A 20,576-nucleotide genomic window follows, 5' to 3' on the forward strand; every position below is an offset into this window, starting at 1 on the left:
TCAGTCCCTGCTGAAGAATTCGACGGCCCGGCGCACACCTGCCACCAACCGATCGACCTCGTCGAAGGTGTTGTAGACCGCGAACGACGCCCGTGCGGTCGCGGCGATCCCGAACCGCCGATGCAGCGGCCACGCGCAATGGTGGCCGACGCGCACCGCCACGCCCTCGTCGTCGAGCACCTGCCCCACGTCGTGCGCATGCACTCCGTCGACGACGAAACTGACTGGCGAGCCCCGGTTCTCCAGCGACGTCGGCCCGATGATGCGCACGCCGTCGATCGCGGTCAGTCCCTCCAACGCGGCGGCCACGAGCTCGGCTTCGTGTGCTTCGACGGCGCCCATCCCGATCTCGCGCAGGTAGCGCGCCGCGGCGGCCAACCCGACTACTTGCGATGTCACCGGCGTTCCGGCCTCGAAGCGCTGCGGCGCAGGCGCGTACGTCGTCTCTTCCATCGTGACGGTCTCGATCATCGACCCGCCGGTCAGAAACGGTGGCATCGCGTTCATCAGCGCAGACCGCCCGTATAGCACGCCGATCCCGGTCGGTCCCAGCATCTTGTGCCCGGAGAACGCCGCGTAGTCGACGTCGAGCGCATGCAGGTCGACGGGCTGGTGCGGCACCGACTGGCAGGCGTCGAGCAGGGTCAACGCGCCGACGGCCTTGGCGCGCGCAACCAGCTCGCCAACCGGCGCCAATGCGCCGGTGACATTCGAATGATGGCTGAAGGCAACGAGCTTCACACGCTCATCGAGCTGCAGCGAATCGGGGTCGATGCGTCCCGCCTGATCACCTGAGTCGGTGACGCCGTACCACTTGAGCGTGGCTCCCGTCCGGCGCGCCAACTCCTGCCAGGGAACCAGGTTGGCGTGGTGTTCGAGTTCGGTCGTCACGATCACGTCGCCGGGCCCGACAGCGTGGTCGAACCGCGAGTCCCCCATCACGTACGAGACCAGGTTGATCGCCTCGGTCGCGTTCTTGGTGAACACCAACTCATCGGCATCGGCACCGACGAACGCCGCGATGTCGGCGCGGCCGTCCTCGTAGGCGTCGGTCGCCTCCTCCATCAACTGGTGCGCGCCGCGGTGCACCGCGCCGTTGGAGGTCACCAGGAACTCGCGCTCGGCGTCGAGGACCTGCACCGGCCGTTGCGAAGTAGCCCCGGAATCCAGATACGCCAACGTGTTTCCACCGCGCATCTGCTTCTTCAGGATCGGGAAGTCCGCGCGGATGGCGGTCAGATCCAGCGGGCGAACGGTGGCGGTCATGGCTACGCCTCCGCGGCCGCCGTCTGCGCGAAGCGGACGTAGCCCTTCTCCTCGAGCTCGTCGGCGAGCTCTGGACCACCGGAGGTCACGATGCGTCCGTCGACGAACACGTGCACGAACTGCGGCTGGATGTAGCGCAGGATGCGGGTGTAGTGGGTGATCAACAGCACGCCACCGTTCTCGGTCTCGGCGTACCGGTTGACGCCTTCGCTGACCACCCGCAGCGCGTCGACGTCCAGGCCGGAGTCGGTCTCGTCGAGGATCGCGATCTTCGGCTTGAGCAGGGCCAGCTGCAGGATCTCGTGGCGCTTCTTCTCACCACCGGAGAACCCCTCGTTTACACTGCGTTCGGAGAACGACTGGTCGATGTCGAGGTCGCTCATCGCCGACTTGACCTCTTTGACCCAGTGCCGCAGCTTCGGCGCCTCACCGCGTACGGCTGTGGCGGCCGTGCGCAGGAAGTTCGACATCGACACACCCGGCACCTCGACCGGGTACTGCATCGCGAGGAACAGGCCGGCGCGGGCGCGTTCGTCGATGCTCATCTCCAGCACGTCCTGGCCGTCGAGCGTGATCGAACCGGACGTCACCGTGTACTTGGGGTGACCGGCGATCGCGTAGGACAGCGTGGACTTGCCGGAGCCGTTGGGTCCCATCACCGCGTGGGTCTCCCCCGACCTCACGGTCAGGTCGACACCCTTGAGGATCGGGATCTCGGTCTGCTCAGGGGTGTGCACCGAGACGTGCAGGTCTTTGACTTCAAGTGTGGTCATGATTGGGCTGTTCTCGATTCCGTGATCGCTAGTTCTCGTTCGATTGCTTCGGTGAGGCGCTCGCGCACTGCGGGCACGGCGATCTTCGCGATGATCTCGTTGAAGAAGCCGCGCACCACCAAACGTCGCGCCTGATCCTCCGGGATGCCGCGGGCCCGCAGATAGAACAACTGCTCGTCGTCGAAACGCCCGGTGGCACTTGCGTGTCCAGCTCCGACGATCTCGCCCGTCTCGATCTCGAGGTTGGGCACCGAGTCGGCGCGAGCGCCGTCGGTGAGCAGCAGGTTGCGGTTCACCTCGAAGGTGTCGGTGCCGGTGGCCTCCGCGCGGATCAACACGTCACCGACCCACACGGTGTGCGCATCGGGCAGGTTGGATGCCGGATCACCCTGCAGCGCACCCTTGTACAGCACATCGGACTTGCAGTTCGGGTGGGCGTGGTCGACCAGCAGTCGCGACTCGAAGTGCTGGCCGTCGTCGGCGAAGTAGGTGCCGAGCATCTTGGCGTCGCCGCCGGGCGCGGTGAAACGCACGTTCGCCGTCGTCCGCACCACGTCCCCGCCGAGCGTCACGTTGACGTGGCCGAGGACGGCGTCCTTGCCGAGGCGCGCGTGATGCGCGCTGACGTGGACGGTGTCGTCGGCCCAGTCGGCGATCCAGATCACCCCGAGGCCTGCCGAATCGCCGACGATGATCTCGACGTTGTCGGCGTAGGTCCCGCTGCCGCGCAGGTCCACCACGACGATCGCGCGGGAGAGTTCTTCGACGCGGATCTGCAGATGCCCGTAGGCGACCGAACCCTCGCCGGGACCGTCGATGTCGATCTCGATCGGTTCGGCGATCTCGGTGTCGCGGCCCACCGTGACGATCGTCGCGCTGTCGAACGACGAGTACGCCTGTGCCGCAACGCGGTCGGCGGGCACGCCGCCCTGGCCGAGCCGCTCGTCGTCGCGGCCGACCTTCTCGATGGTGACCCCGGGGCGCTCGCTCACGGTAATGCCGGCGCTCCCCGAGGCGACCGCGGATCCGTCGTGCAGACCGCGCAGGCGCTTCAATGGCGTGAACCGCCAGATCTCGTCGCGACCGCCGGGCACCTCGAAGGCGTTCACGTCGAACGACGTGAAGATCTCGCCCTTGTTGAGTGCCGACCCGGCCGGTGTCCCCTCGATCGCAGTGGTCAGATTCTGTGCCGTCACTATCCAACCGCGCCTTCCATCTGAAGTTCGATCAGCCGGTTGAGCTCCAACGCGTACTCCATCGGAAGCTCCTTGGCGATCGGCTCGACGAAGCCGCGCACCACCATCGCCATCGCCTCGTCCTCGGTCAGGCCGCGGCTCATCAGGTAGAACAGCTGATCCTCGCTGACCTTCGACACCGTGGCCTCGTGGCCCATCGTGACGTCGTCCTCGCGGATGTCGACGTAGGGGTAGGTGTCGGAGCGGCTGATCGTGTCGACAAGCAGCGCATCGCATTTCACGCTCGACCGCGATCCGTGGGCGCCCTTGTTGACCTGGACAAGGCCGCGGTACGAGGCCCGGCCACCGGCGCGGGCCACGGACTTGGACACGATGTTGCTCGACGTGTTCGGCGCCAGGTGCAGCATCTTGGCACCGGTGTCCTGGTGCTGACCCTCCCCGGCGAACGCCACTGAGAGCACCTCACCGCGAGCGTGCTCACCGGTCATCCACACCGCGGGGTACTTCATGGTGACCTTGGAGCCGATGTTGCCATCGACCCACTCCATCGTCGCGCCGGCCTCCGCCCTGGCCCGCTTGGTGACCAGGTTGTAGACGTTGTTCGACCAATTCTGGATGGTCGTGTAGCGGCAGCGGCCGCCGGACTTGACGATGATCTCGACGACCGCGGAGTGCAACGAGTCGCTCTTGTAGATGGGCGCGGTGCAGCCCTCGACGTAGTGCACGTAGGCACCCTCGTCGACGATGATCAGCGTGCGCTCGAACTGGCCCATGTTCTCGGTGTTGATCCGGAAGTAGGCCTGCAGCGGGATGTCGACGTGCACACCGGGCGGGACGTAGATGAACGAACCGCCCGACCACACCGCGGTGTTCAGCGCGGAGAACTTGTTGTCGCCGGCCGGGATCACTGTGCCGAAGTACTGCTTGAAGATCTCCGGGTGCTCACGCAGCGCGGTGTCGGTGTCGAGGAAGATGACGCCCTGCGCCTCCAGGTCCTCGCGGATCTGGTGGTAGACCACCTCGGACTCGTACTGGGCCGCGACACCGGAGACCAGGCGCTGCTTCTCCGCCTCCGGGATGCCGAGCTTGTCGTAGGTGTTGCGGATGTCCTCGGGCAGGTCATCCCACGTGGCGGCCTGCTTCTCCGTGGACCGCACGAAGTACTTGATGTTGTCGAAGTCGATGCCCTCGAGATTGGAACCCCAGGTCGGCATCGGCTTCTTCTCGAAGGTGCGCAGCGCCTTCAGCCGGATGTCGAGCATCCATTGCGGCTCGTCCTTCTTGCCGGAGATGTCACGAACCACCGCCTCGGACAACCCGCGCTGCGCGCTGGCGCCCGCGACGTCGGAGTCCACCCAGCCGTAGCCGTACCGGCTCAGCGAGGCGATCGCCTCGTCCTGACTGAGCGGTTCGCCTACCTTGTGGACCTCAGGTGTCGTCGTCATCTCGACGCTCCTTGCTTGTTGGTGGGGGCTGTTGGGGCTGAAGCACTGACCTTTTCGACCAGGGGTACGTGCGTGGTGCACGCGAAGTCGCCGTTGACGATGGTGGCGAGCCTCTGCACGTGGGTTCCCAGAATCTCCGCGAACGCCTCACGCTCGGTCTCGCACAGCTCGGGGAACTCCTCCGCGACGTGTGAGACCGGACAGTGATGCTGACACAGCTGGATTCCGTGGATCGATCCAGGCGCCGGTGTCACCGAAGCCACACTGGTCGCGTATCCAGCCTTGGTCAGCGCGTCGGCCACCCGGTCTGCTTTAGATACAACGTCATCGGGCCCCTCGGTTACTCCCGCGAGGATCCCGTCGATACGGCGCCGCGCGAACGTCCGCACGGCGTCGTCGCCGCCGATCTCGCGCAGCTGACGAATGGCCGCCGCGGCCAGGTCGTCGTAGGCGTGGCCGAGCTTGGCACGACCCGCCGCAGTAAGCCGATACCGCTTCGCGGGCCTGCCGCGTCCGGTGTGCTGCCAGGCCGCTGCGGCGCTGGCCTGCGCGTCGCCGGCCTCGATCAAGGCGTCGAGGTGGCGACGCACGCCTGCGGCGGAGATTCCGAGCTGTTCGCCGATCTCACCGGCGGTGATCGGTCCGGATTCGAGCAGCAATTGCACGATCGCCCCACGCGTGTGGCGATCGGCTCCCGCCTCCGGACTGAATTTCACAACACTATTGTGACGGAATTCGGAAACCCCTGTAAAGCAAGGGCACCCTTAGCGTGACTAGAGCCATAAAGGGGACGGTTAGGCTGCTGAGGTGGCAGCCCGCCTCCCGTCGTTCAGCTCGTCGATCGCCCGTTGGCACGCCGACGAACCCCCGGTGGGCTCGCCCCTCAACGATGCCGAGGTCATCGCGCTGCGCCGGACCCGGCTGTTCGGAGCGGCCGGCACCGTCTTGATGGCGATCGGCGCGCTGGGCGTCGGGGCCAGGCCGGTGGTGCAGGACCCGACGTTCGGCGTGCGGCTGCTCAACCTACCGTCACGCCTCCAGACCGTGAGCCTGACCATGACCACCACCGGCGCGGTGATGATGGCGCTGGCCTGGCTGATGCTCGGGCGGTTCACCCTGGGTGACCGGCGGATGTCGCGCAGCCAGCTCGACCGGCTGTTGTGGCTGTGGGTGCTTCCCCTGCTCATCGCGCCACCGATGTACAGCCGCGACGTGTACTCCTATCTGGCGCAGAGCGAGATCGGCGTCAAAGGCCTCGACCCGTACCGGGTCGGCCCGGCCACCGGCCTGGGTCTGGACCACGTGTTCACGCTCTCGGTGCCGAACATGTGGCGCGAGACACCTGCGCCGTACGGGCCGCTGTTCCTGTGGATCGGTCAGGGTATCTCGGCGTTGACCGGTGAGAACATCGTCGCCGCGGTGCTGTGCCACCGGTTGGTCGTGCTGTTCGGCGTGGGCCTGATCGTCTGGGCGACCCCGCGCCTCGCCCGGCGCTGCGGCGTCGCCGAGGTGAGCGCGTTGTGGCTCGGCGCCGCCAACCCGCTGCTGATCATGCATCTGGTCGGGGGCATCCACAACGAAGCGCTGATGCTCGGCCTGATGCTCGCAGGCACCGAGTTCGCGCTGCGCGGGGTCGACGCCGCGGCGCCGCTGCTTCCGCGGCCGCTGTCGTGGCCAGACCGCCGCGAGCAGTGGGCACGATGGTGGCCGCTGGCGATGCTGTTGGTCGGCGTCGTCCTGATCACGCTGTCGTCGCAGGTCAAGCTGCCTTCGCTGCTGGCCTTGGGCTTCGTGGCAATGGCGCTGGCCTGCCGATGGGGTGGCACGGTCAAAGCGTTCTTCCTGGCCGGCGGGTCGCTGACCGCGGTGTCGGTGGTGGTGATGGCGCTAATCGGGTGGGCAAGTGGCCTCGGGTTCGGCTGGCTCAACACCCTGGGCACTGCGAACGTCGTGCGCAGCTGGATGTCGCTGCCCACCCTGTTGGCCCTGGGCACCGGTCAGGTCGGCATCCTGCTGGGGCTCGGCGACCACACCACGGCGGTGCTGGGCCTCACCCGTGCGATCGGCGTGTTCATCATCGCGATCCTGGTGACCTGGCTATTGCTGCTGGTGCTGCGGGGACGCCTGCATCCGGTGGGTGGGCTCGGGGTCGCGCTGGGTATGACGGTGCTGCTGTTCCCGGTCGTCCAGCCCTGGTACGTGCTGTGGGCGGTCCTGCCCCTCGCGGCGTGGGCCACCCGGCCGGCGTTCCGCAGCACGACGATCGTGGTGACGCTGGCCGTCGGCATCTTCGGTCCTACCGCCAACGGCGACCGCTTCACGGTCTTCCAGATTCTGCTCGCGACCGCGGCGAGCACGGTGATCGTCGTCGCGCTGTTTCTGCTCACCTACAACCGGTTGCCGTGGCGCAGCGTGGCGAGCCCGCCGCATGAGCGACCGCCGCCACCGCAGCCACAGCCCGCGCGGCCCGACGCATACGCTGAGTCCCCGTGACCCACTCTGGATCCGGGGCGTCATCCCCCGCCCCCGTACGCCTGCGCGGGGTCACGAAGCGCTACGGGTCGACGGTCGCGGTGTCCGAACTCGACCTGGAGGTACAGGCCGCCGAGGTGTTCGCGCTGCTCGGACCGAACGGCGCAGGCAAGACCACGACCGTGGAGATGTGCGAGGGCTTCATCAGACCCGACTCCGGCACGATCGAGATTCTCGGGCTGGACCCGTTCGCCGACAACGCCCGGTTGCGTGAGCGCATCGGCGTGATGCTGCAGGGCGGCGGCGGCTACCCGGCGGCCCGCGCAGGCGAGATGCTCAACCTGGTGGCCTCATACGCGGCCGACCCGCTCGACCCGGCATGGCTGATGAACACCCTCGGACTGACCGAGGCGGCACGCACCACCTACCGGAGGCTGTCCGGTGGTCAGCAGCAGCGGTTGGCACTCGCCTGTGCGGTGGTGGGCCGCCCGGAGTTGGTGTTCCTCGACGAGCCAACCGCGGGCATGGACGCGCATGCGCGAATCGTGGTGTGGGACATGATCGATGCCCTGCGTCGCGACGGCGTGACCGTGGTGCTGACGACCCATCAGCTCACCGAGGCCGAGGAGCTGGCCGATCGCATCATGATCATCGACCACGGCGTTCCGGTGGCCACCGGTTCGCCCGACGAACTGATGCGCAGCGGCGCCGAGAACCAGTTGCGGTTTCGCGCGCCGCGCATGCTCGACCTGTCGCTGTTGGTTTCCGCACTGCCCGAGAGTTACAAGGCAACCGAGACCGCCCCCGGCGAATACCTGGTGGAGGGCGCGATCAACCCGCAAGTGCTGGCGACGGTCACGGCGTGGTGCGCGCGTCTGGACGTTCTGGCCACCGATATGCGCGTCGAACAGCGAAGCCTCGAGGACGTTTTCCTCGACCTGACCGGGCGGGAGTTGCGGCCGTGATGACGAATCGCTTTGCGCCGGGCACCTTCACACCCGATCCGGGACCGGCGACCGTGCAGAAAATGCTCGCCGCACAGTTCGGCCTGGAGCTGCGACTGCTGCTGCGCAACGGCGAACAGCTCCTGTTGACGATGTTCATCCCCATCACCTTGTTGGTGGGCTTGACGGTGCTGCCGCTGGGGTCGTTCGGGCCGAACCGGGCGGCGACGTTCGTACCCGCCATCATGGCGCTGGCCGTGATCTCCACCGCGTTCACCGGGCAGGCGATCGCCGTGGCATTCGATCGCCGCTACGGGGCCCTCAAACGCCTTGGCGCCACGGCGCTTCCGGTGTGGGGCATCATCGCGGGCAAGTCGCTGGCGGTGGTGGCGGTCGTGTTCCTGCAGGCGATCGTGTTGGGCACAATCGGCGTGGCGCTCGGCTGGCGACCGCACCTGGCGGGGCTAGCGCTCGGCGCAGCGGTGATCGCTTTGGGCACAGCGGTTTTCGCAGCGCTGGGCCTGCTGCTCGGCGGCACTCTGCGCGCCGAGATCGTCCTGGCCTTGGCGAACCTGCTGTGGTTTGTCTTCGCGGGGCTCGGCGCGCTGACGCTTGAGGGCGGCATGGTGCCGTCCGCCGCACAGTGGGTGGCCCGATTGACGCCGTCCGGCGCACTCACCGAAGCGCTGACCCAGGCGATGACGTTGTCAGTGGACTGGTTCGGCCTTCTGGTGCTCGCGGTCTGGGGCGCCGTCGCCGCGCTGTGCGCGCTGCGCTGGTTCCGCTTCACCTGAGCGCAACAGCGGCAGCAGGTATTCGAGCTGTCCGACCTCTTCGATGTTGTGCTTCACCCACGCGCGCACCTTGTCCGCCGGGAACCGTCGGCGCACGACGCTGTTGACGACAGACAGCAGCGGCGAGCGTGCGCCGAGATCCATCACCGTCACGTAATGGGCGCCGTCGGCGCCCGCGGACCAGGTGTGCTCGAGCTGGAAGATCGCGATCCCCGCAACGCGTTTGACCAGTCGGATACCGGTCTCGTCGAGTTTTTCGACCCGCGCAACCTCGTCAATCCGGTACTCGGGTCGACCGCCGAACGCCTCGACCATGCGGAAACGCGCACCGTCGGCCGCTCCACCTCCCGGCGCCGGACGCGCCAGTGCCCATTGGATGTGATCGATCGGATGCCAGGCGAGATACCGGTCGATGACCTCTCCCCCGTACACCATCGTTTCGCCCAAATGCGTGAACCAGTCCAGCAGCATCGCCGGAGTGATGCCCGCCAGCGGCCGATGGTCGATGGTGATGCGGCGCCTGCCGTGGCGATGGTCGAGATGCTGCACCGTCGCGGTGTCGACGGAGCGCAGCGGATAGAGCACCGGACGCGCCATGAGATTCTCCTAAGATACGGAAGCGTTTCTTAAAACATGACGCTAGGCTTTCGCCATAAGATACGCAAGCGTTTCTTCGAAGGAGTGTCTGATGCCGCGTCGCCGCGGACAAGAACTCGACACCGCGATCCGTGACGCGGTGCTCGCCCTGCTCGCGCGGCACGGTCCGGCCGGGGTCACGATGGAGGCCGTCGCCGTGGCGGCCGCGACGAGTAAGCCCGTGCTGTACCGGCGCTGGCCGGACGCCACCGCTCTACTCCGAGACACCCTGCTCGGCATCGCCACCGAGGCGATTCCGCACGAGGACACGGGCAGTTACCGCGGCGACATGCTCGCTGTGTTGCGTGGATGGGCCGCGTTGTTCACCGGCCCTCGGGCGCCGCTGATTCGGGCCGCGATCACGGCGGGCGCCCACGACCCGGAGCTCACCGAGGCCTTCCGCAACGGTGTCATCGGCTGGCGCAAGGAGGAAATGGCCGCCCTGCTGGCGCGGGGTATCGCCCGCGGCGACGTGCGCGCCGACGTTCCCGTCGAGATCGCCCGCGAATTGGGGCAGAGCGTGCTGTGGCATCGGCTGCTGATCACCGGCGACCGCATCGACGACGATCTGGTCGTGCAACTGGTCGACGAGGTGCTGGTGCCGTTCGTGGCGCAGCGGTAGACCGCTCACCCGCTACTACGGCTTGTAGTTGCGCTGCTCTACCATCGAACCGTGCGACGTGCCTTTTTGCGGCTGGTCGATCTACTGCCGCTGCCCAGCCTGCGGGCCCAGCGCGTCATCGCTTTCCTCGTCATCCTGACCCAGGGCGGGATCTCGGTGACGGGTGCCATAGTCCGTGTCACCGCGTCCGGCCTGGGCTGTCCGACCTGGCCGCAGTGTTTCCCGGGCAGTTTCACACCGGTGCCGGTCGCCGAGGTGCCGGTGGTGCATCAGGCGGTCGAGTTCGGCAACCGGATGGTCACCTTCCTCGTCGTGCTCACCGCGGCGGCTGCCGTGCTGGCCGTGACCCGGGCCCGTCGCCGCCGCGAGGTACTCGTCTACGCGTGGCTGATGCCGGTGTCGACGGTGGTCCAGGCGGTAATCGGCGGCATCACGGTGTTGACCGGGCTGCTGTGGTGGACGGTCGCGATCCACCTGCTGGCGTCGATGACCATGGTCTGGTTGTCGGTGCTGCTGTTCGTCAAGATCGGCGAGCCCGACGATGGTGTCCTCGTCCGGCGGGCGCCCAAGGCGTTGCGGCAGCTTGCTCTGCTCAGCGCCGCGGCCTTGGCCGCCGTGCTGGTGACGGGCACCCTGGTGACCGGCGCAGGCCCGCATGCCGGAGATAAGAGCGTCGACCGCACGATTCCCCGGCTGGAGGTCGAGATCACCACGCTGGTGCACGCGCACTCGGCGCTGATGGTGGCCTACCTGTCGCTGCTGATCGGCCTCGGCTTCGGTCTGTTGGCGGTGCGCGCACCCCGTCCGGTCCTGCTGCGACTGGGTGTCCTCGTCGCGCTGGTGGTGTGTCAGGGTCTGGTCGGCACAGTGCAGTTCTTCACCGGCGTGCCTGCGGCATTGGTGGCGACGCACGTCGCGGGCGCCGCGCTCTGTACCGCGGCGACCGCCGCGCTATGGGCGTCGATGCGAGAGCGGGCCAAGCCCGAACCGGTCGAGCGCTGATTCGACGGCGACGACGAACTCGCGCTGCTGTCGGTCCCTGGTCGTTTCGTCCAGCTGCATCCAGCCCAGCGACGGTTCAACGAGTTCGACTTCCAGCACGCGCGGATCCGCGCGTCCGCCGATGACGTCGACGCGCGCGTAGAGCAACTCCTCCTGGGACAGGTCGAGGTGCGCGGCCGCCGCTGCAAGCGCCTGGTGTCCGACGTCCCAGACCTCGAAATCGGGATCGGCGGGGCCCAGGGACTCCTGCGCGTAGGTTCCCGACTCGTCGAACGGGGGCACCTGGCCGGGCTGCCGCAGGATCGGGCCCTTCGCGAAGGCATGCGACTGCTCGCCGCCGATGAACACCAGTGCGGTCTCGCCGTCTTCGATGCGCGGATCGTAGGGCTGGAGCAACACGGTCCGGCCGGCAGCCAGCAGCCGGTCGGCGTGCCGCCGCGCATCGTCGCGATCCGAAAAGCGAAGGGTGTCAACCGATCCCACACCGACAGCGGGTTTGACCACGACTTCTGCGCTGTTCGGAAGCCGTACCGCGTCGCCGGGGTCGAAGAATCGGGTGGGGACCGTCGGCACACCCGCTGCGGCCAGGTCGGCCAGGTAGCGCTTGTCGGTGTTCCAGGGCACCACCCTGGCCGGGTTGAGCAGATGGCGAACCCGTCGCGTCCAGGACAAGAACTCCTCGAGCCGGTCGATGTAGTCCCACGTCGCCCGCAGGATCACCAGATCCGCCTTCAAGGTCGCCGGGTCATCCCAGGACATCCAGAGCGCATGGAGTCCGTGCTTTCCCAGGACCGCGACCAGGCCGGCGTCGTCGCCGTCCCCCTCCGGCAGTGCGGGGCATCCGGCCAACACGATGCGCGGATGGAACACGTCGGGCCGCGCAAGCTTCATAGTTGGCACGATAGAACCATGCATGCCATCGAAGTCGCCCAGACCGGCGGACCCGAAGTCCTCACTTACGTCGAGAAGCCACAGCCCACGCCGGGCCCCGGCGAGGTGCTCATCAAGGCCGAGGCCATCGGCGTGAACTTCCTCGACACGTACTTCCGGTCCGGCCAGTACCCGCGGGAGACACCGTTCATCGTCGGCAACGAAGTGTGCGGCACCGTGGCGGCGATCGGCGAAGACGTCGCCGCGTTGAAGGTCGGCGATCGCGTCGTCACCGCTCAGGCCAACGGGGCCTATGCCGAATACTGTGTCGCCCCAGCTGATTTCGTGGCCTACGTACCCGAAGGCGTGGCTCCCGACGCGGCCGCCGCATCCCTACTCAAGGGTATGACGGCGCACTACTTGATCAAGTCGCTGTATCCGGTACAGCAGGGCGACTCGGTGCTGGTGCACGCGGGCGCCGGCGGCGTCGGGCTCATCCTCACCCAATGGGCGACCAGCATGGCGGTACGCGTCATCACCACCGTCTCGACGCCGGAGAAGGCGGAGCTGTCGCGTCAGGCCGGTGCGGTGCAAGTGCTCGACTATCCCGACGATCCGGCGGCGTTCGGCGCCGAGATCAAGGACATGACCGACGGTGGCGTCGCAGCCGTGTACGACGGGGTGGGAGCGGCTACCTTCGAAGCCAGCCTGGCCAGTCTCAGGGTGCGGGGCACGTTGGCTTTGTTCGGCGCTTCGAGCGGGCCGGTGCCGCCTTTCGACCCGCAGTTGCTCAACGCCGCGGGCTCGCTGTTCCTGACCCGTCCGACGCTCGTGCACTACACCCGCACGGCCGACGAGTTCGCGTGGCGTGCGGGCGAACTTCTCGATGCGATCGCCTCGGGCACGCTGACGATCACGGTCAGCGAGCGCTACCGGCTCGCCGATGCTGAGCAGGCGCACCGCGACCTGCAGGGTCGCAAGACGGTCGGTTCGGTGGTGCTGGTGCCCTAGGGGCTAGAACACAGTGGGCAGCGCCAGGACGGAGTCGACCGCGAGCGCCAGGAACACCACGGCGAGGTAGTTGTTCGACTGCAGGAACAGCCGCAGCGGCTTGACCGCCTCGCCGCGACGCACGCCGTTGTAGAGCTGGTGCGCCATCACCAGGAACCATCCGCCCGCCAGCAGCGCCACCGCCGCGTACAGCCAGCCGGTGACGGGCGTCAGCGCGAGCGTCGCGGCCACCGTCAGATACGTGTAGATCAGGATCTGCTTGGTGACCTGACGTTCGGTGGCGACCGCGGGAAGCATCGGGACGCCCGCGGCGCGGTAGTCCTCCTTGTAGCGCATCGCCAGCGCCCAGGTGTGCGGCGGAGTCCAGAAGAAGATGATCGCGAACATGACCAGCGCGGGCCAGGCGATCGTCCCGGTGACCGCGGACCAGCCGATCATCACCGGCATGCAGCCGGCCGCGCCGCCCCACACCACGTTCTGCGAAGTGCGGCGCTTGAGCAACAGTGTGTAGACGAGCACGTAGAACGCGATCGTCGCGCCGGCGAGATGGGCCGACAGCATGTTCGTCGTCCACCACAGCCAGAAGAACGACGCGACGGACAGGGCCAGCCCGAAGATCAGTGCGTGACTGCGCGGAACCGTGGCACGCGCCAGCGGCCTGCGCTCGGTGCGCTTCATGACCTTGTCGATGTCGGCGTCGGCAACGCAGTTCAATGCGTTGGCGCCCGCCGCGGCCAGCAGCCCGCCGAACAGGGTGTTCAGAATCAGCAGCGGATCGACCGTGCCCCGGCTCGCCAGCAGCATGGCCGGGATCGTGGTGACCAGAAGCAGTTCGATGACGCGCGGCTTGGTCAGCGAGACGTAGCCGAGGAACTTGTCGCGAATCCGAATCTGCGCCCCGTCGACGAGGTGAACGTCGCGAACTCTCACGCAGTTACTCCTGTCGAAATGTTCCCAGCGCGCGGGCATCTACTACAGACGATGGTAGACCGCACGACAACACCGGCCTAATCCTGCCGGGCGTCTCGCGCCGGCAGCCTGCATTCGACGACCATCCCGCACTAGGGTGGTTGAACGTGCAGCTGAGAAATGCTCTATGCCGACCAGGAGTGCGCCTGTGACCACACTCGAAGAAATCTCCGCGCTGACCCGCCCGAACCACCCCGAGGACTGGACCGAGTTGGACTCGGCGGCGGTCGACACCGTCCGGGTGCTGGCGGCCGACGCGGTGCAAAAGGTCGGCAACGGCCACCCGGGAACGGCGATGAGTTTGGCGCCGCTGGCCTACACGCTCTTCCAGCGCCAGATGCGCCACGACCCCAGCGACGTGCACTGGCTCGGCCGCGACCGCTTCGTGTTGTCGTGCGGCCATTCCAGCCTGACCCTCTACATCCAGCTCTATCTCGGCGGATTCGGGCTCGAGCTGGACGACATCGAAGCCCTGCGGACGTTCAAGTCCAAGACCCCCGGCCATCCGGAGTTCCGCCACACCGATGGCGTGGAGATCACCACCGGCCCGCTCGGGCAGGGTCTGGCATCCGCGGTCGGTATGGCGATGGCCTCTCGTTACGAGCGCGGCCTGTTCGATCCCGACGAGCCGTGGGGTGAGAGCCCGTTCGACCACTACATCTATGTGATCGCCTCCGACGGCGACATCGAAGAAGGCATCACCAGCGAGGCGTCGTCGCTTGCGGGCACGCAGCAACTAGGCAACCTGATCGTGTTCTACGACAAGAACCAGATCTCGATCGAACACGACACCAACATCGCGCTGTCCGAAGACGTCGCGGCCCGCTACCGCGCTTACGGCTGGCACGTGCAGGAGGTGGAGGGCGGCGAGAACGTCGTCGGCATCGAACAGGCCATCGTCGAGGCGAAGAAGGTCACCGACAAACCGTCGTTCATCGCGCTGCGCACGATCATCGGCTACCCGGCGCCCAACAAGATGAATACCGGCGACGTGCACGGTTCGGCGCTCGGCGAGGAGGAGGTCGCGGCCACCAAGAAGATCCTCGGCTTCAACCCCGACAAGACCTTCGAGGTGCGGCCCGAGGTCATCGAGCACACCCGCAAGCTGGTGGATCGCGGCAAAGAGGCACATGCGAAGTGGCAGATCGACTTCGACGCATGGGCCGAGCGTGAGCCCGAGCGCAAGGACCTCCTGGACCGGCTGCTGGCTCAGAAACTGCCCGACGGCTGGGATTCGGACCTGACCTACTGGGAGCCGGGGTCCAAGCCGTTGGCCACCCGCGCCGCGTTCGGCCAGGTCCTCAACGACGTCGCGCCCAAGCTGCCCGAGTTGTGGGGCGGTTCGGCGGACCTCGCGGGCAGCAACAACACCACGATTAAGGGCGTGAACTCGTTTGGCCCGCCGTCCATCTCGACCGACGACTTCACGGCGGACTGGTACGGCCGCGTGCTGCACTTCGGCGTCCGCGAACACGCGATGGGCGCGATCCTGTCCGGTATCGTGCTGCACGGCCCGACCCGCGCGTTCGGTGGCACGTTCCTGCAGTTCTCCGATTACATGCGGCCCGCCGTGCGACTTGCATCGCTGATGGACATCGACACCATCTACATCTGGACCCACGACTCGATCGGTCTCGGTGAGGACGGCCCGACCCACCAGCCGATCGAACACCTGGCGGCGCTGCGCGCCATCCCGAACCTGTCCGTCGTGCGACCGGGTGACCCCAACGAAACGGCGTACGCCTGGCGCAGCATCATCGCCCGCGGAAACGGCAGCGGTCCGGTCGGTTTCATCCTGACCCGCCAGGGCATCCCAGTGCTGGAGGGCACCGACGCCGACGGGGTGGCCCGCGGCGGCTACGTCCTCGGCGGCGGAAATCCCGCCGACGACGCGGACGTGATCATCATCGCGACGGGCTCGGAATTGCAGCTGGCGGTGGAGGCGAAAAAGCAGTTGGCGGATAAGGACATCACGGCATACGTGGTGTCGATGCCGTGTGTGGAATGGTTCGAGTCGCAACCGCGCGAGTACCGCGATTCGGTTCTGCCGCCGAGTGTTTCGGCGCGCGTAGCGGTCGAGGCGGCCGTCGCGCAGAGCTGGTACAAGCTCGTCGGCGACACCGGGGAGATCGTCTCGATCGAGCACTACGGCGAGTCCGCCGACTACAAGACGTTGTTCCGTGAGTTCGGGTTCACTCCCGAGGCCGTGGTGGCCGCCGCGGAGCGATCGATAGACAACTGAGGTCTAGGAAAGGCACAGCTATGGCTCAGAATCCGAATCTCGCGGCATTATCCGAGGCAGGCGTGTCGGTGTGGCTCGACGATCTGTCACGCGACCGACTGCAGACAGGAAATCTGCAGGAGCTCATCGACACCAAGAGTGTCGTCGGGGTGACCACCAACCCGTCGATCTTCCAGTCCGCACTGTCCAAGGGACACGCCTACGACGATCAGGTCAACGAACTGGCCGAGCGGGGCGCGGACGTGGACGCCACGATTCGCACGGTCACCACCGATGATGTCCGCAACGCCTGCGACGTATTGGCCAAGCAGAATGAGCTTTCCGACGGAGTCGACGGTCGGGTGTCGATCGAGGTGGACCCGAGGGTTGCGCACGACACCGACAAGACCATCCTGCAGGCGATCGACCTGTGGAAGACCGTCGACCGGCCGAATCTGCTGATCAAGATCCCCGCCACCATGGCGGGCCTTCCCGCGATCACCGCGGTGATCGCCGAAGGCATCTCGGTCAACGTCACGCTGATCTTCTCAGTGGAACGCCACCGGCTCGTGATGGACGCCTACCTCGAAGGCCTGGAGAAGGCCAAGGAGGCCGGCCACGATCTGTCCAAGATCCATTCGGTCGCTTCGTTCTTCGTGTCCCGGGTGGACACCGAGATCGACAAGCGCCTGGAGAAGATCGGATCGCAGGAGGCGCTGGATCTGCGGGGTAAGGCCGGTGTCGCCAACGCGCGACTCGCCTACGCCGCATACGAAGAAGTGTTCGTCGGCGGCAAACGCTACGAAGCGCTCAAGGGTGACGGTGCCCGTGTGCAGCGTCCGCTGTGGGCCTCCACCGGCGTGAAGAACCCGGAGTACTCGGACACCTTGTACGTCACCGAGTTGGTCGCCCCGAACACCGTCAACACCATGCCGGAGAAGACGATCGACGCGGTCGCCGAGCACGGCGTGATCACCGGCGATACCGTGACCGGCACGGCCGACGAATCGCAGGCGCTGTTCGACAAGCTGGCCGCGGTCGGTATCGACCTGCCCGACGTGTTCCGACTCCTCGAGGACGAGGGTGTGGAGAAATTCGAGAAGTCGTGGCTCGAGTTGCTCGAGGCGACGCAGGAACAGCTCAACGCCGCCAAGAAATGACGGACTGGGTGAATCCGCTTCGCGACAAGCGCGACAAGCGGATGCCTCGGATCGCGGGGCCCTGCGGCATCGTCATCTTCGGCGTCACCGGTGACCTGTCGCGTAAGAAGTTGATGCCGGCGATCTACGACTTGGCCAACCGCGGCCTGCTGCCTCCGTCCTTTTCGCTGATCGGATTCGCCCGAAGGGACTGGGCCGACGAAGACTTCGGTGAAGTGGTCTACGAGGCGGTGAAGAAGCACGCTCGCACGCCCTTCCGGCAGGAGGTGTGGGACCGCCTGGCCGAAGGATTCCGGTTCGTCCAGGGCACGTTCGACGACGATGCGGCATTCGGCCGACTCGCCGAGACGCTCGAGAAACTCGATGCCGAACGCGGAACGGGCGGCAATCACGTTTTTTACCTGTCCATTCCGCCGAACGCGTTCCAGCAGGTATGCGAGCAGCTGCACAAGTCCGGGCTGGCCAACCCGCAGGAGGGTCGCTGGAGCCGGGTGGTAGTCGAGAAGCCGTTCGGCCACGACCTGGCGAGTGCGCAGGAACTCAACGCGGTCGTCAACAGCGTGTTCCCCGAGGAGTCGGTGTTCCGCATCGACCACTACCTCGGCAAGGAGACGGTGCAGAACATCCTCGCGTTGCGGTTCGCCAACGAGTTGTATGAGCCGATCTGGAACAACAACTACGTCGACAGCGTGCAGATCACGATGGCCGAGGATATCGGGCTCGGCGGGCGCGGAGGCTATTACGACGGGGTCGGTGCCGCGCGCGACGTCATCCAGAATCACCTCCTGCAACTGCTGGCTCTGACCGCCATGGAGGAGCCGGTCAGCTTCGGCCCCAAGGAACTACAGATCGAGAAGATCAAGGTGTTCTCGGCCACGCGGCCGATGCAGCCGCTGAACGAGACCACCGCGCGTGGGCAGTACGCCTCGGGCTGGCAGGGCAGCGAGAAAGTGGTGGGCCTGCTCGAAGAGGAAGGCTTTTCGAAGGATTCGAAAACCGAGACCTACGCGGCCATCGCCCTGGAGGTCGACACCCGGCGGTGGGCCGGTGTGCCGTTCTTCCTGCGCACCGGAAAACGGTTGGGGCGCAGGGTCACCGAGATCGCGCTGATCTTCAAGCGGGCTCCGCACCTGCCCTTCGACAAGACCATGACCGAGGAACTCGGCCAGAACGCGTTGGTGATCAGGGTCCAGCCCGACGAGGGCATCACGATTCGGTTCGGCTCCAAGGTGCCCGGCAGCGCCATGGAGGTCCGCGACGTCAACATGGACTTCTCCTACGGGTCGGCGTTCGCCGAGGACTCCCCCGAAGCCTATGAACGGCTGATCCTCGACGTGCTGCTCGGTGAACCCTCGCTGTTCCCGGTGAACAGGGAGGTCGAATTGTCGTGGGAGATCCTCGACCCCGTGCTGGACTACTGGGCCGCGCACGGTAAACCGGAGTCCTACGAATCGGGTACCTGGGGTCCGGCCTCGGCCGACGAGATGTTGCACCGCATGGGCCGGGAATGGAGGCGGCCGTGATTGTCGACCTGCCGAACACAAACACCAACGACATCAACAAGAAGATCACCGGGCTGCGCGAGGAGGGCGGCGCGATCACGCTGAGCCGGGTGCTCACCCTGGTGGTCTCGCTCGACTCCGATGAGCTGCTGGAGGAGTCCATCGAAGCCGCCAACTTCGCCAGCCGCGAGCACCCCTGCCGGGTGATCATCGTGGTGCCCGGGGACCGCAACGCCGACGACGCCCGGCTGGATGCGCAGTTGCGTGTCGGCGGGGATGCCGGCGCCGGGGAGATCGTCGCGCTGCGCCTGCACGGCGAGCTCGCCGATCATGCGAGCGCCGTGGTCCTTCCTTTCCTTCTGCCGGATACACCGGTGGTGGCGTGGTGGCCAGCGGGCGGACCGGCGGTGCCCGCCGAGGATCCGTTGGGCCGGTTGGCGATTCGTCGAATCACCAACGCGACGCAGTGTTCCGATCCGTTGGGCGCGATCAAAGGTCGACTGGCCGGCTATACCGCCGGAGACACCGACCTGTGCTGGGCGCGGATCACCTACTGGCGGGCCCTGCTGGCTGCGGCCGTCGACCAGGAACCGCACGCGCCGATCGCATCGGCGGTGGTGTCGGGTCTGCGCGACGAGCCGTCGCTCGACGTGCTGGCGGGTTGGCTCGCCGCACGGATCGACGGTCCGGTGCACCGCCGGGTGGGCGAGCTGAAAGTGGAGCTGATGCGAGACGGTGAGACGATCACCCTGCGTCGGCCGCAAACCGGCGTCACCGCGACACTGAGCCGCACCAGCCGACCCGAGGCGCGAATCCCGTTGGCGCGCAGAGAGGCCAAGGAGTGCCTGGCCGAGGATCTACGCAGACTCGACCCCGATGAGATCTACCACGAAGCCCTGCGAGGAATCGACAAGGTGCAATACGCATGAACGCGACGATCGAGCGTTATCCCGACACCGCGACACTTGTGGCGGCCGCAGGTGATCGGCTTGTCGCAGCGATCGTCGCGGCCATCGACAAGCGCGGGTCGGCGCACATCGTCCTGACGGGCGGGGGCACCGGTACCAAGCTACTGAAGCGCGTTGCGGAGAAGGGAACCGAGATCGACTGGGCAAAGGTTCATCTCTACTGGGGTGACGACCGCTTCGTGCCGGCAGACGATGACGAGCGCAACTACAAGCAGGCCCGTGAGGCGCTGCTGAATCGTGTGGGCATCCCGGCCGGGAACGTGCACCCGATGGCGGCCAGCGGCGCGGAGTTCGGTGACGACCTCGACTCTGCCGCGGCCGCCTACGAGCAGGTGCTGGCGGCCAACGCCGAGGGCGGCGAGCCGGCCCCCGACTTCGACGTGCATCTGCTGGGGATGGGTGGCGAGGGGCACATCAACTCGCTGTTCCCCCACACCCCCGCGGTACGTGAGACCGAGCGTCTGGTGGTCGGTGTGGACGACTCCCCCAAGCCTCCACCGCGGCGAATCACGTTGACCCTGCCCGCGGTTCGCCGGTCGCGGGAGGTGTGGCTGGTGGTCTCCGGCGACGGGAAGGCCGACGCGGTTGCAGCGGCGATCGGCGGTGCTGACGCCGACGACGTGCCTGCGGCGGGTGCGGTGGGTCGCGAGGCGACGGTGTGGCTGCTCGACGAGGCTGCGGCGAGCAAGCTCTGACTTCTCGAGGTGTGCGGGTAGCGCCGGACG

The 20,576-nt window shown here is 66.9% G+C and carries 19 protein-coding genes; 11 read left to right on the forward strand and 8 right to left on the reverse strand.

Features of this window, described 5'->3' with window-relative positions; translation table 11 throughout:
• Genes AAHH99_RS21615 through AAHH99_RS21635 form a run of 5 tightly spaced genes read right to left on the reverse strand, consistent with a single transcriptional unit; the run spans nucleotide 1 to nucleotide 5,396 of the window.
• Nucleotides 1-1,266, reverse strand: coding sequence for a cysteine desulfurase (locus AAHH99_RS21615; RefSeq protein ID WP_418770527.1), 1,266 nt, complete (start codon nucleotides 1,264-1,266; stop codon nucleotides 1-3).
• A 2-nt stretch (nucleotides 1,267-1,268) separates the two neighbouring features.
• Nucleotides 1,269-2,039 carry a Fe-S cluster assembly ATPase SufC gene (gene sufC / locus AAHH99_RS21620; protein ID WP_418770528.1) on the reverse strand — a complete coding sequence of 257 codons (771 nt, stop codon included), beginning with the start codon at nucleotides 2,037-2,039 and terminating at the stop codon, nucleotides 1,269-1,271.
• A complete protein-coding gene (gene sufD / locus AAHH99_RS21625) occupies nucleotides 2,036-3,235 on the reverse strand; it encodes a Fe-S cluster assembly protein SufD (protein WP_418770529.1) in 1,200 nt (399 codons plus the stop codon). Before sufD ends, sufC begins: the two co-directional genes overlap by 4 nt.
• Nucleotides 3,235-4,680 carry a Fe-S cluster assembly protein SufB gene (gene sufB / locus AAHH99_RS21630; protein ID WP_064395495.1) on the reverse strand — a complete coding sequence of 482 codons (1,446 nt, stop codon included), beginning with the start codon at nucleotides 4,678-4,680 and terminating at the stop codon, nucleotides 3,235-3,237. The genes sufD and sufB overlap by 1 nt, the downstream gene beginning before the upstream one ends.
• A complete protein-coding gene (locus tag AAHH99_RS21635) occupies nucleotides 4,677-5,396 on the reverse strand; it encodes a helix-turn-helix transcriptional regulator (RefSeq protein WP_418770530.1) in 720 nt (239 codons plus the stop codon). The genes sufB and AAHH99_RS21635 overlap by 4 nt, the downstream gene beginning before the upstream one ends.
• Nucleotides 5,397-5,487: 91 nt before the next feature.
• On the opposite strand from AAHH99_RS21635, the gene mptB reads away from it, so the two are divergent.
• From mptB to AAHH99_RS21650, 3 genes are read left to right on the forward strand one after another with little or no spacing between them, the layout of a single operon-like run.
• Nucleotides 5,488-7,173 carry a polyprenol phosphomannose-dependent alpha 1,6 mannosyltransferase MptB gene (gene mptB, locus AAHH99_RS21640; protein WP_418770531.1) on the forward strand — a complete coding sequence of 562 codons (1,686 nt, stop codon included), beginning with the start codon at nucleotides 5,488-5,490 and terminating at the stop codon, nucleotides 7,171-7,173.
• Nucleotides 7,170-8,117: an ABC transporter ATP-binding protein gene (locus tag AAHH99_RS21645; protein WP_418770532.1), complete on the forward strand. Its 948-nt coding sequence runs from the start codon at nucleotides 7,170-7,172 to the stop codon at nucleotides 8,115-8,117. The genes mptB and AAHH99_RS21645 overlap by 4 nt, the downstream gene beginning before the upstream one ends.
• The gene (locus AAHH99_RS21650) at nucleotides 8,117-8,890 is read left to right on the forward strand and encodes an ABC transporter permease (protein WP_418770533.1); all 774 of its coding nucleotides are present in this window, start codon (nucleotides 8,117-8,119) and stop codon (nucleotides 8,888-8,890) included. The genes AAHH99_RS21645 and AAHH99_RS21650 overlap by 1 nt, the downstream gene beginning before the upstream one ends.
• On the opposite strand, the gene AAHH99_RS21655 is transcribed toward AAHH99_RS21650, so the two are convergent.
• On the reverse strand, nucleotides 8,804-9,487 hold the full coding sequence (locus tag AAHH99_RS21655) for a hypothetical protein (protein ID WP_418770535.1): 684 nt from the start codon (nucleotides 9,485-9,487) through the stop codon (nucleotides 8,804-8,806). The genes AAHH99_RS21650 and AAHH99_RS21655 overlap by 87 nt on opposite strands.
• Before the next feature lie 91 nt (nucleotides 9,488-9,578).
• Here AAHH99_RS21655 and AAHH99_RS21660 point away from each other — a divergent pair, with 91 nt between their 5' ends.
• Entirely contained in the window at nucleotides 9,579-10,148 is a 570-nt protein-coding gene (locus AAHH99_RS21660) for a TetR/AcrR family transcriptional regulator (protein ID WP_418770536.1), read from the forward strand.
• Nucleotides 10,149-10,220: 72 nt separating this feature from the next.
• Nucleotides 10,221-11,150 (forward strand): COX15/CtaA family protein, encoded by a 930-nt coding sequence (locus AAHH99_RS21665; RefSeq protein ID WP_418770735.1) that lies wholly within the window; start codon nucleotides 10,221-10,223, stop codon nucleotides 11,148-11,150.
• On the opposite strand, the gene AAHH99_RS21670 is transcribed toward AAHH99_RS21665, so the two are convergent.
• Nucleotides 11,100-12,041 (reverse strand): ATP-grasp domain-containing protein, encoded by a 942-nt coding sequence (locus AAHH99_RS21670; protein WP_418770537.1) that lies wholly within the window; start codon nucleotides 12,039-12,041, stop codon nucleotides 11,100-11,102. The two genes, AAHH99_RS21665 and AAHH99_RS21670, sit on opposite strands and share 51 nt — an antisense overlap.
• Nucleotides 12,042-12,059: 18 nt before the next feature.
• Between AAHH99_RS21670 and AAHH99_RS21675 the strand changes: the two genes are divergently transcribed.
• Entirely contained in the window at nucleotides 12,060-13,031 is a 972-nt protein-coding gene (locus AAHH99_RS21675; RefSeq protein WP_418770538.1) for a quinone oxidoreductase family protein, read from the forward strand.
• Nucleotides 13,032-13,034: 3 nt separating this feature from the next.
• Here AAHH99_RS21675 and AAHH99_RS21680 read toward each other — a convergent pair whose 3' ends face one another.
• Nucleotides 13,035-13,961, reverse strand: a complete 927-nt coding sequence (locus AAHH99_RS21680; RefSeq protein ID WP_066850427.1) for a heme o synthase — start codon at nucleotides 13,959-13,961, stop codon at nucleotides 13,035-13,037.
• A gap of 187 nt (nucleotides 13,962-14,148) precedes the next feature.
• Between AAHH99_RS21680 and tkt the strand changes: the two genes are divergently transcribed.
• Genes tkt through pgl form a run of 5 tightly spaced genes read left to right on the forward strand, consistent with a single transcriptional unit; the run spans nucleotide 14,149 to nucleotide 20,546 of the window.
• Nucleotides 14,149-16,242 (forward strand): transketolase, encoded by a 2,094-nt coding sequence (gene tkt / locus AAHH99_RS21685; protein ID WP_418770539.1) that lies wholly within the window; start codon nucleotides 14,149-14,151, stop codon nucleotides 16,240-16,242.
• 20 nt (nucleotides 16,243-16,262) lie between these two features.
• On the forward strand, nucleotides 16,263-17,381 hold the full coding sequence (tal, locus tag AAHH99_RS21690; RefSeq protein WP_418770540.1) for a transaldolase: 1,119 nt from the start codon (nucleotides 16,263-16,265) through the stop codon (nucleotides 17,379-17,381).
• Entirely contained in the window at nucleotides 17,378-18,904 is a 1,527-nt protein-coding gene (zwf, locus tag AAHH99_RS21695; RefSeq protein WP_418770541.1) for a glucose-6-phosphate dehydrogenase, read from the forward strand. The genes tal and zwf overlap by 4 nt, the downstream gene beginning before the upstream one ends.
• Nucleotides 18,901-19,812 carry a glucose-6-phosphate dehydrogenase assembly protein OpcA gene (opcA, locus tag AAHH99_RS21700; protein ID WP_418770542.1) on the forward strand — a complete coding sequence of 304 codons (912 nt, stop codon included), beginning with the start codon at nucleotides 18,901-18,903 and terminating at the stop codon, nucleotides 19,810-19,812. The genes zwf and opcA overlap by 4 nt, the downstream gene beginning before the upstream one ends.
• Nucleotides 19,809-20,546, forward strand: coding sequence for a 6-phosphogluconolactonase (pgl, locus tag AAHH99_RS21705; RefSeq protein ID WP_418770543.1), 738 nt, complete (start codon nucleotides 19,809-19,811; stop codon nucleotides 20,544-20,546). The genes opcA and pgl overlap by 4 nt, the downstream gene beginning before the upstream one ends.
• Nucleotides 20,547-20,576: the final 30 nt, after the last annotated feature.

It is taken from the genome of Mycobacterium neumannii (assembly GCF_048452905.1).
GTDB lineage: Bacteria > Actinomycetota > Actinomycetes > Mycobacteriales > Mycobacteriaceae > Mycobacterium > Mycobacterium neumannii_B.